Below are 9,729 nucleotides of genomic sequence, written 5' to 3'. Positions count from 1 at the left end.
CATCCCCCCGATGACGCAGCTGAACACGCCCTACCCCTCCACCGCCTACCTCACGGGCTTTCTGCGTTCGCGGGGGGTGACGGCGTTCCAGGAAGACCTGGCATTGGCGCTGGTGCTGCGCCTGCTCTCGCCCGAAGGGCTGCGCGCGGTGGCCGCCCAGGTGGATGCGCTGCCCGCCAAAAAGCAGAGCCCCGCCGTGCAAAGTTTTGCGGCGCAAAAGGACCGCTACCTCGCCACCATCGGCCCCGCAATTGCCTTCTTGCAAGGCCGCGACAGCACGCTGGCGCACCGCATCGTGGGACGGAACTACCTGCCCGAGGGCCCGCGCTTTGCCACACTGGATGTGTATGTGGATGACGAAGGCGGCGACCCGCTGGGCTGGGCTTTTGGCGCGCTCGGCCTGACGGACAAGGCCAAGCACCTGGCCACGCTGTACCTGAACGACCTGGCCGATGTGCTGCGCGACGCGGTGGACGAGCGCTTTGAGTTTGTGCGCTATGCCGAATCGCTCGCAGGCAGCCAGCCCACGTTTGACCCGCTGGCCCAAGCACTCGCTGCGCCGCCCACGCTGGTGGACGAGTTGCTGGAGCAGCTCACGCACGAAGCGATTGCCAAGCACCAGCCCAGCGTGGTGCTGCTGTCCGTGCCGTTTCCGGGGTCCGTGTATGCGGCGTTCCGCATTGCCCAGGCCATCAAGGCGCGGCACCCGCACATCGCCACCGTGCTGGGCGGCGGCTTTGTGAACACCGAGCTGCGCGAACTGGCCGACCCGCGTGTGTTCGACTTCTTTGACTACGTGACGCTGGACGCGGGCGAACGCCCATTGCTGGCGCTGCTCGAGCACCTGCGTGGCGAGCGCGGCCGCCAGCGCTTGGTGCGCACCTTCGTGCGCGGTGACGATGGCGCGGTGCAGTACATCAACATGATGGAAGCCGACATCGCCTTTGCCGAGGTGGGAACACCCACCTGGGACGGCCTGCCGCTGGACCGGTATCTGTCGCTTCTGGACATGCTCAACCCCATGCACCGCCTGTGGAGCGATGGGCGCTGGAACAAGCTCACCGTGGCGCACGGCTGCTACTGGAAGAAGTGCAGCTTTTGCGACGTGAGCCTGGACTACATCAGCCGCTACGAGGGCGCCAGCGCCGCCGTACTGGCCGACCGCATCGAGCAGATCGTGCGCGAGACGGGGCAGACCGGCTTTCATTTCGTGGACGAGGCCGCACCGCCCAAGGCGCTCAAGGCACTGGCCACCGAGCTGATCGCGCGCAACGCAGGCATCAGCTGGTGGGGCAATGTGCGGTTTGAAAAAACCTTCACGCCCGACCTGGCCGAGCTGATGGCCGACAGCGGCTGCATCGCGATCTCGGGCGGGCTGGAGGTTGCATCGGACAGGCTGCTGCAGCTCATGAAAAAAGGCGTGTCGGTGGACCAGGTGGCGCGCGTGACCCGGGCCTTCACCGACGCGGGCATCCTGGTGCATGCGTACCTGATGTACGGCTTTCCCACGCAGACCGTGCAGGACACCGTGGACGCACTCGAATACGTGCGCCAGCTGTTCGCCAACGGCTGCATCCAGAGCGGGTTCTTTCACCGCTTTGCCTGCACCGTGCACTCGCCCGTGGGCAAGAACCCCGAGGAGTACGGCGTGACGCTGGCGCCGCTGCCGCCCGGTGACTTTGCCAAGAACGACGTGGCCTTCATCGACCCCACCGGCGTGGACCACGACGCGCTGGGTGGCGCGCTCAAGAAGGCCATCTACAACTACATGCACGGCATCGGGCTCGAAGAGGACGTACGCACGTGGTTCCCGTTCAAGGTGCCCAAGACGACGGTGCGACGTGACCGGATTGAGCGGGCGCTGCAGCAGCGCGGCTGAGCCCGCAGTATTTCTTCAAGCAGCCGCCATGAAATCCAGGATGTCGTCGAAGTCCTTGCGGTCCTTGGGCGTCTGGTACTTGTAGGCAGCGAACGACTGCTGGAGCATTCCGGTCAGCCGGTCACGGCGTTGCACGAGTTCGGCCTTCCACGCCGGGTCGCGCACCAGCAGTTTCAGGATAGCGAGCTTGCCGTCCAGGTTCTCATACATGGCGTCGAACGAGCGGGCCGTGAGCTCCAGCAAATTGGCCAGCTTGGGCAGGCCGCGGGTTGTGGCGCCCTTGTCCAGCAGCAACTGCACGATCTTGGCTTGGTGGTAGTAGATGGCGATCTCGATGGGGTAGCTGGTTTCCGATGCGCCCTGAGCGCGCCCATCGGGGTCGGCACCGTGCTGCAGCAGCAGGTCCACGATCTTGGGTGCAGAGAACCGACAGGCCTCGTACAGGTTGGGATAGCCCTTGTGCGGCAGGTTGGGGGCGGCGCCATGCTCCAGCATGAGCTGCACGACCTTCAAGCGCTTGTCGGTGATGGCCTTGTTCAGGCAGGAGTAGCCGGAAGAGAATGTGCTGTTGGGGTCGGCCCCCTTCTCCAGCAGGGCCTGCACGGTGGCCTGGTTCTTGGAGAACCCGATGGCGCGAATGAAGGCATAGGTCGGGTCGTTCTGCTCGCGCTCGGCAGCCTCGATGATCTTTCCCACACGGCCGAGCTGGGCGGTCGGGGCCAGGGTCTTCATCAAGGCCACGACATCTACGGGCGGCTTTTTCTTGCCGTCGATGAAGCCATATTCAAGCTTGCGGGCGACCTCATCATCGACCAGTTCGGCATGCAGCGCATGGCAGACCTTGGACAAGGGCTTGATGAAATCGTCAACATCGGCAGAGCCCGAGGTGAATGCCGCGTCGATCACCAGGCCCGAACGCTCATAGCGGTCGAAGCCCAGGTGGTCCGTGGGGTGGATGGTGAGCTTGCGGGCCGCGAAGAAGGCCCTGACCGCCGCTTCAAGCCCGGCACCACCGGGAGTGCTGAAAACCGCATGCAGTGTGTCGGCATCGGTATCGTTCTTGCAGACCAGCGTGAATCGCGTCGTGGTTTCCATGTTCCCTCGGATGGACTGAAGCAGTGGTTTTTGCAGGCATCATATTTCGATGCAGACTCCTCGCCCGCCCTTCACCGCCGCCATCTTCGACATGGACGGACTGCTGGTCGACTCCGAGCGCGTGACTCTGCGCGCCTGGCTTGACGCCGCACGGGCGCGGGGCATTGCACTGGCAGAGGCCGACTACCTGCAGGTGGTGGGGCGCGCGTCCACCGACTCCGACACCATGCTCACGGCTTTGCTGGGTGGTCCGCAGATGTTCGAACAGGTGCAATCCGATGTGGCTGCGCGCCTGTGGGACGAGGGGCCAGAGCCCCTGTTTCCCCTCAAACCCGGCGCCGCCTCGCTGCTGCACGCCTTGGGGCAAGCAGGCGTGCCCTGCGCGGTGGCCTCATCGTCGCGGCGCGACGAGATCGAGCACCGCCTGGGCAGGGTGGGCGTGCTGCAGCACTTTCACGCCTGGGCTGGCGGCAACGAGGTGCCGCGCGGCAAACCCGACCCCGCCCTGTACCAGCTGGCGGCTGTGCGCCTGGGCGTGGACCCCGCACAGTGCCTGGCGTTTGAAGACAGCGAGAACGGCGCACGCGCGGCGCAAGCCGCAGGGGTCGCGGTAGTGATCGTGCCGGACCTCAAAGCGCCAGGCACTGAGGTGGTGGAGCGCAGCCACGGCGTGTTCGAATCGCTGGTGCACGCCCATGACCACCTGCCGAGCTGGTTCAGGGCGGCGCGGGTGCCGTAAAACTGATAAGAATTGGCCTCTAGCGCTTATCCATCAAGCGTAAATAGCTATCAAATTAGAAGCATTACCGTTTCTGCTTCTGGTACGCCTTGTCGGCCGGTGGCCCCCGGTCGGTGTCCTGCAGTCCACGTTTCACATCACGGTAGGCCTGCTCCATCTTGGCGTCGGGTTCGCCGTCGGTCATGTTGACCGCCTCGTCGCGCTCGTGGGGCAAGAGGGGTTCGGGCCCGCTCAGGTCTTCGGGTCCGCTGCAGGGGTGCGGCTGGGGCTGGGTGGTGTTCACGCGCCGCTCGGTGCGGGCGGGCACAGGAGCGGAGGGGATGATCTCCTCTTCCTTGCGGGGGGCTGTGGGGGTCGTTTTCATGCGGGGCCTTGGTATGCAACGTGGAGTCCCTTGACCCTAGCGCCGCTGGCCGCTCCGCGCTGTAGGCCCAGGCCCTGCGCCGCTGCGGGCGTGCGGAGCCTGCTGTCACCAGAACAGCCACCGCTCCAGCGCATGGAGCACGATGACCACGATCACGCCGAGCAAAAAGAGGATCGCCCTGCGGCGCGCCCGCGCGCTCACCACCAGCTTGTAGACCGTGTACGCGGCGAGCGTTCCCACAAAAGGCGCAGCGATGGCGGCACCTGACAGGACGATGGCCACGAGCTTGCCCCAGCCGTCGGTCCCGCCCATGGTCCAGATCGAACGCAAGTAGATCGCGCTCGGAATGGCCAGGCCCAACCACAGCACCCCGGACGCCACTGCCACGCTGACGTGGTGCGCGAGCAGGCCATAAAGCACCAACGCGCCCACCACCCCGCCCAAGAACAGCAGGCGCTTGAGCCAGAGCGGCAGCGACTCGCCAGAGCTGCGCGCTGGCGTGGCGTCACGGGCCTTCTTGGCCGCTGCGGCCGCCGCCTGGGCCCGTTCTTTTTGCAGTTGTTGCTGCTTCTCGGTAGATTCACGGGCGCCGCGCAGGAAGTCGTCCACCGCCGGGTTGTCCACCTGGCCCAGGATCCGGCCCGCGCGCGATAAAGCCTGGTCGTGCTGGGGCACTTCGGTCTGCAGGGACGCGCCCTGGCTGAACCACTCACCCATCTGCGCCAGCCACCCCACGCCCGTTGGCGGCAACCCAAAACCCCCCTCGCCCGCGCGGCACAGGTAGTGCTGGGTGCTTTGCGGCGGGACGAACTGCCGCGTGCTGTACCGGGGCAAATAGCATTGCATCAACGGCGCAGCCGCCTGCTGGCCGGGGCGCCCCAGGCGCAGCGCAAACTCCGGCAAGGGCACGGGCTCCCCCAGCCCATTGCGCACGCCCAGCCAAAGGTAAAGGCCCCGAGGCCGGCCATCTTTGGCCCGGTGCACCCAGAGGCCAGGGCCTTCTTGGGCAATGCTGTCCGCGCCCAGGGCATCCAGCTCGGACGGCAGCGGAACATCGGGGCCGTCCATGTCCCATAGCGGCCGCAACTGGGCTTTGAGGAGGGAGGGCCAGACCGCACGCGCTCGGCGCTGCAGATCGTCCGCATCGACCTCGCGCCCGTGAGCGATGGCAACTTCGATGGTGCGGCCGACCTGCGCCGGCCGCCCTTCCAGTGCGAGCAGCCATTCGTCGAGCAATGCAAGCCGCAGATAGAGCGCATCGGCCCCTTGTCCCTGGGCCTCTGCCGCGCGCATCCATGCGTACCGGGCAGGCTGCTGCGGCACCAGCTCCTGCGCCAGCAACTGCTGGCGCGCAGGGCTGCCTGCCTGGGCAGCCGACGATGCGGGTTGTTGTGCCCATGCGCCCGATGCACTCACCATGCACAGCAGCAGCACGAACCCCAGCACCCGCAGCAGGGCGCGTTGCACACTTTTCGCCCCACCCGGAACAAAGCTTGCCCTTGCCCATGGCCTACCGCGCAGCAACGAACCGCAGTTCAGCCCATATCCCCACGCATTTCCCCCCTGCATCTTGGCTCTCCTGTAGCTGTGCGAGGATTTTCTTTCAAGGCAGCTGCGAGGGGACAGCCCGCCCATCCGCCACAAGGCACTGCCCAGCGCCAACCTGTCTTCGACATGCGACACTACTGTATGTCTCAACAGGTGTGGGCCGCGCAGGCCCTTGAATCTTTCGATGCGGTGGTGTCAGCCACCGAGGGTTTTCGCAGCCGTGCCGGCCAGCGGCTGATGGCCGAGCAGGTGGCGCGCACGTTCAGCAGCGCCACGCTGGGCAAGGTGGATGAAGAAAGCGGTGAAGACGCGCCTACGCGGTCCATCGCCGTGATCCAGGCGGGCACGGGCGTGGGCAAGTCGCTGGCGTACTGCGCGCCCGCCATCGCCCTGGCGCTGTCGCGCGGCACGCGGGTGCTGATCTCTACCGCCACCGTGGCGCTGCAGGAGCAACTGGTCAACAAGGACCTGCCCGCACTGGCCGCGCTGATGCCCCAGCCCTTCAAATTTGCGCTGGCCAAGGGGCGCGGGCGCTATGTGTGCAAGCTCAAGCTGGACCGCCTGGCGGGCACGGGCGAGGCGGAAGAAGAGGGCGAAGACGACCTGTTTGCCGAAGAGGAAGCCGCCGCCCGCGCCAAGCGCCCCCGGCACGAGACCGAGGCGCGCATCCAGTTCTATTCGACGATGGCGCAGACGCTATCGAAAGGCGCGTGGGATGGCGACCGCGACAGCCTGGACACGCCCCCCGAGCCCGAAGTGTGGAGCCCCGTGGCAGCCGAGGGCGCGTCGTGCACCGGCAAACACTGCCCGGCCTTCAGCCAGTGCACCTACTACGACAAGCGCAAGGAGCTGGTGGGCGCGCAGGTGATTGTTGCCAACCACGATTTGCTGCTGTCATCGCTGGGCGCGCGCGTGCTGCCCGAGCTGGACAACTGCCTCCTGGTGCTGGACGAAGCCCACCACCTGCCCGCCACGGCGCTCGACCAGTTTGCGTGCAGCATGGACCTGTCGCGCATCACCTGGATCGAGCGCCTTGCCAGCCGAGGCCTGCGCATTGGGGCACTGCTGGAGGTCGAAGAGATTGCCGACATCCCCAAACATTCGGCCCAGCTGCGGCAGACGCTGCAGGACCTGGCGCGCATCGTGATGGATGTGTATGGCGCCCAGCTCAAGAGCCAGCCCAGCGCCTGGGGCCCGGCGCGCGTGCGCGTGCCACGCGGCGAATTGCCCGAACAGCTCATTGCGCCGCTGGGCCTGCTGGCCGCAAGTGCCGAAGGCTTCCTCGATGCCCTGCGCGCCATCAGCAAAGCCCTGCGCGCCGAGATGCGCGACAAGCCCGAGGAGGCCAAGCGCCTGTCCACGCTGTATGCACAAATTGGCATGCTGGCCCCGCGCCTGGAAGAGCTGCACGCCACCGCGCAACTGCTGCTGCAGGATGCGCCCGAAGGCGCGGTGCCCGCCGCCAAATGGTTCACGCTGGAGGTGGATGGCGACTTCATCGTGGTCAAGGCGCACGCCAGCCCCATCCTGCCCGGCACCACGCTGCGCAACCACCTGTGGAGCGCGGTGCGCGGTGCGGTGCTGACCTCGGCGACGCTCACCAGCTGCGGGCACTTTGATTTCTTCTTGCGCGAGGCGGGCCTGCATGGCGACGAGGCAGCCACCACGCTCGAAGTGCCCAGCCCCTTCAACTACGCCGCGCAGGGCACGCTGATTGCAGCCGAGACGCGCGCCGACCCCAAGAACGCCGCGCAGTTCACCACCGAAATGGTCGATGCGCTGCTGCACGACATTGCCCGCGTGGAATACGGCGCGCTGGTGCTGTTCACCTCGCGCGAGCAAATGCGCCAGGCGGTGGACGCATTGCCCACCGCCATGCGCAGCGTGGTGCTGGTGCAGAACGCACTGCCGCGCACGCAGTTGCTCAAACGCCATCGTGAGCGGGTGGAAAACGGCGAGCCCTCGGTCATCTTTGGCATGCAGTCGTTTGGCGAGGGGCTGGATTTGCCGGGACGGCTGTGCGAGTCGGTCTTCATCACCAAGCTGCCCTTTGCCCCGCCCGACGACCCCGTGGGCGAAGCCCGCGCCGAATGGCTGCGCGCCGTGGGCCGCGACCCCTTCAGCGAACTGGTGGTGCCCGCCACGGCCATTCGTCTGGCGCAGTGGGTGGGCCGCGCGATTCGCACCGAAGAAGACATGGCGCATGTGTACTGCTACGACAAGCGCCTGACGCGCACCAGCTACGGCCAGCGGCTGCTCAAAGGGCTGCCACCGTTTGCGCTGGAGCAACGCGCGCCGCTCTGAAGCGGCGACACTTTGCGCACCGATTTCACAACCACTACAACAACGACAGAGAGGACCCCACCATGCCCCACACCACCCCTGCCTGCCCCCAATGCGGCCTGGAGAACACCTACCCCGATGGCAGCAACTATGTGTGCCCTGACTGCGCGTTTGAATGGCCGCAGGTGGCTGATGCAGCGGACACAGACGCCGATGCAAGCGACGGCATCGTCCGGGATGCAAATGGCAACCCGCTGGCCGACGGCGACGCGGTGATCCTGGTGAAGGACCTCAAGGTCAAGGGTTCGTCGTCCACGCTCAAGAAGGGCACCAAGATCAAGAGCATCCGCCTGGTCGACGGCGCCGATGGCCACAACGTGGACTGCAAGACCGACCTGGGCAGCATGCTGCTGAAGTCGGAGTTTTTGAAGAAGGCGTGAGGCGCCGTGCCACAAGACATAAAGCCGAATCCCATACCCCCATCTGTGAAAGTGGTGCAAGGCGATCTGCTAGACCAACCCACAGAAGTGATCGTCAATGCTTGGAATCGCAACATCATTCCGTGGTGGCTGTTGGTACCACAGGGCGTGTCACGAGCAATCAAGCAGCGCGCAGGCTTTCAGCCTTTTGTGGAGCTGGGCGCCACGGTCCAATGCCACTAGGTAGCGCTGTTTTGACGAGCGCGGGCCGACTCCCATACAAAGCAATCATTCATGTTGCAGGTATCAGCATGTGGTGGGTTTCGTCGCAGCGCTCCATCCAGCGATCCGTTGTTTCGGCGATGGAACTGGTTAACCAGCACGGTTTTGCGTCGGTGGCGTTTCCGGTAATAGGAGGCGGCACAGGCGGCACCCAGGCTGACCGAGCGCTCACATGGATGCTACAAAGCCTAGAGAGAGTGGAGTCCAACGCGGCAGTCACTGTGGTGCAGTATTCCCGACGCTGACACCTTGGGATAACAGAAAGCTGTCGGACAAGCGCCCACGCACAGGCGGGCAGGGGGACGACGCGGCGCAGGGCGCAGGCGGCCTAGAGTCGTAACACCCCCTCCATTTCACGGAAGCCCCCCATGCACCACGACACCCCCGGCCACGAAACCTTGTGGAAACTCATCAAGGACATTCGGTTTGGCATGCTCACGCACCGCACGTCCACGGGCATGCTGCACGCGCACCCGCTCACCACGCAAAACCGCGAGTTCGACGAACACGGCGAGCTGTATTTTTTTATCCCCAAATCGGGCGAGCTGTACGAACGCCTGCTGACCGATGGCGAAGTCAACGTGTCGTATGCCAACCCGGACGATGACAGCTACGTGTCGCTGTCAGGCCAGGCCCGCGCTGTGGACGACCATGCGCAAAAACAAGCCCTGTGGTCCCCCATGGCCCAGGCGTGGTTTCCGGGTGGCGTGTCCGACCCCAATCTGGCGCTGCTGGCCGTGCGCATTCGCCATGCCGAGTACTGGGATGTGGATGAAAGCAAGATGGTGCAGCTCTTCAAGATGGCCAAGGCCGCCATCACGGGCGAGCCACCGCGCAGCTTGGGCGAGCACAAGGAACTAACCCTGTATTGAGCTGAGCGGCAGGCGCCTGGGCGGCTGACTCCCCAAGTCGGGGCAGGGGCCTGAGGCCTGCCGCCCCCTGCTGCGATGGCAGCGTCAGCGTCTTGCACAGCATTTCAAGTGAAAATTGGCTCTAGCGCTTGGCGGCCTCAATTCTGAAGTGCAACACCGAGAATTGAGGCCAAGATGACACAGAAGAATTACCAGCAGTTGAGCCAGAGCGAACGCCACGCAATAGCCCTGGGACTGCAGCAAAAGCA

At 65.4% G+C, this 9,729-nt stretch carries 9 protein-coding genes; 6 read left to right on the top strand and 3 right to left on the bottom strand.

The genetic code is table 11. The annotated features are described in order from the left end of the window. Position 1 precedes the first annotated feature (1 nt). The gene (locus tag NFX52_RS28110; RefSeq protein WP_252635932.1) at positions 2-1,879 is read left to right on the top strand and encodes a B12-binding domain-containing radical SAM protein; all 1,878 of its coding nucleotides are present in this window, start codon (positions 2-4) and stop codon (positions 1,877-1,879) included. A 15-nt stretch (positions 1,880-1,894) separates the two neighbouring features. Here NFX52_RS28110 and NFX52_RS28105 read toward each other — a convergent pair whose 3' ends face one another. Beyond that, positions 1,895-2,974, bottom strand: a complete 1,080-nt coding sequence (locus tag NFX52_RS28105; RefSeq protein WP_055401187.1) for an ankyrin repeat domain-containing protein — start codon at positions 2,972-2,974, stop codon at positions 1,895-1,897. Between the two features lie 49 nt (positions 2,975-3,023). Between NFX52_RS28105 and NFX52_RS28100 the strand changes: the two genes are divergently transcribed. Continuing rightward, complete coding sequence (locus NFX52_RS28100; RefSeq protein ID WP_055401185.1) at positions 3,024-3,713, top strand: HAD family hydrolase; 690 nt, start codon at positions 3,024-3,026, stop codon at positions 3,711-3,713. 64 nt (positions 3,714-3,777) lie between these two features. On the opposite strand, the gene NFX52_RS28095 is transcribed toward NFX52_RS28100, so the two are convergent. After that, complete coding sequence (locus tag NFX52_RS28095; RefSeq protein ID WP_055401183.1) at positions 3,778-4,077, bottom strand: hypothetical protein; 300 nt, start codon at positions 4,075-4,077, stop codon at positions 3,778-3,780. Positions 4,078-4,182: 105 nt separating this feature from the next. After that, the gene (locus tag NFX52_RS28090) at positions 4,183-5,544 is read right to left on the bottom strand and encodes a hypothetical protein (protein WP_238385714.1); all 1,362 of its coding nucleotides are present in this window, start codon (positions 5,542-5,544) and stop codon (positions 4,183-4,185) included. Between the two features lie 222 nt (positions 5,545-5,766). Here NFX52_RS28090 and dinG point away from each other — a divergent pair, with 222 nt between their 5' ends. The 4 genes from dinG (at position 5,767) to NFX52_RS28075 (ending at position 9,481) form a co-directional block, all read left to right on the top strand. Then, the gene (gene dinG, locus NFX52_RS28085) at positions 5,767-7,929 is read left to right on the top strand and encodes an ATP-dependent DNA helicase DinG (RefSeq protein ID WP_055401182.1); all 2,163 of its coding nucleotides are present in this window, start codon (positions 5,767-5,769) and stop codon (positions 7,927-7,929) included. Positions 7,930-7,991: 62 nt separating this feature from the next. Continuing rightward, positions 7,992-8,348 carry a zinc ribbon domain-containing protein YjdM gene (locus NFX52_RS28080; protein ID WP_055401180.1) on the top strand — a complete coding sequence of 119 codons (357 nt, stop codon included), beginning with the start codon at positions 7,992-7,994 and terminating at the stop codon, positions 8,346-8,348. Further along, positions 8,345-8,854, top strand: coding sequence for a macro domain-containing protein (locus tag NFX52_RS31190; RefSeq protein ID WP_353848503.1), 510 nt, complete (start codon positions 8,345-8,347; stop codon positions 8,852-8,854). The genes NFX52_RS28080 and NFX52_RS31190 overlap by 4 nt, the downstream gene beginning before the upstream one ends. A 123-nt stretch (positions 8,855-8,977) precedes the next feature. Further along, positions 8,978-9,481: a pyridoxamine 5'-phosphate oxidase family protein gene (locus NFX52_RS28075; protein WP_055401178.1), complete on the top strand. Its 504-nt coding sequence runs from the start codon at positions 8,978-8,980 to the stop codon at positions 9,479-9,481. Positions 9,482-9,729: the final 248 nt, after the last annotated feature.

This window comes from Acidovorax facilis, assembly GCF_023913775.1.
Taxonomy (GTDB): Bacteria; Pseudomonadota; Gammaproteobacteria; order Burkholderiales; family Burkholderiaceae_C; genus Acidovorax; species Acidovorax facilis.
The sequence above is the reverse complement of the archived record's forward strand: the minus strand, read 5'-3'. Positions and strand labels throughout refer to the sequence as shown.

What these genes read in the sequence shown, in the direction of transcription:
- NFX52_RS28105 (WP_055401187.1), bottom strand. Translation starts at nt 2,974, where the DNA reads ATGGAAACCACGACGCGATTCACGCTGGTCTGCAAGAACGATACCGAT.
- NFX52_RS28100 (WP_055401185.1), top strand. Translation starts at nt 3,024, where the DNA reads ATGCAGACTCCTCGCCCGCCCTTCACCGCCGCCATCTTCGACATGGAC.
- NFX52_RS28095 (WP_055401183.1), bottom strand. Translation starts at nt 4,077, where the DNA reads ATGAAAACGACCCCCACAGCCCCCCGCAAGGAAGAGGAGATCATCCCC.
- dinG (WP_055401182.1), top strand. Translation starts at nt 5,767, where the DNA reads ATGTCTCAACAGGTGTGGGCCGCGCAGGCCCTTGAATCTTTCGATGCG.
- NFX52_RS28080 (WP_055401180.1), top strand. Translation starts at nt 7,992, where the DNA reads ATGCCCCACACCACCCCTGCCTGCCCCCAATGCGGCCTGGAGAACACC.
- NFX52_RS28075 (WP_055401178.1), top strand. Translation starts at nt 8,978, where the DNA reads ATGCACCACGACACCCCCGGCCACGAAACCTTGTGGAAACTCATCAAG.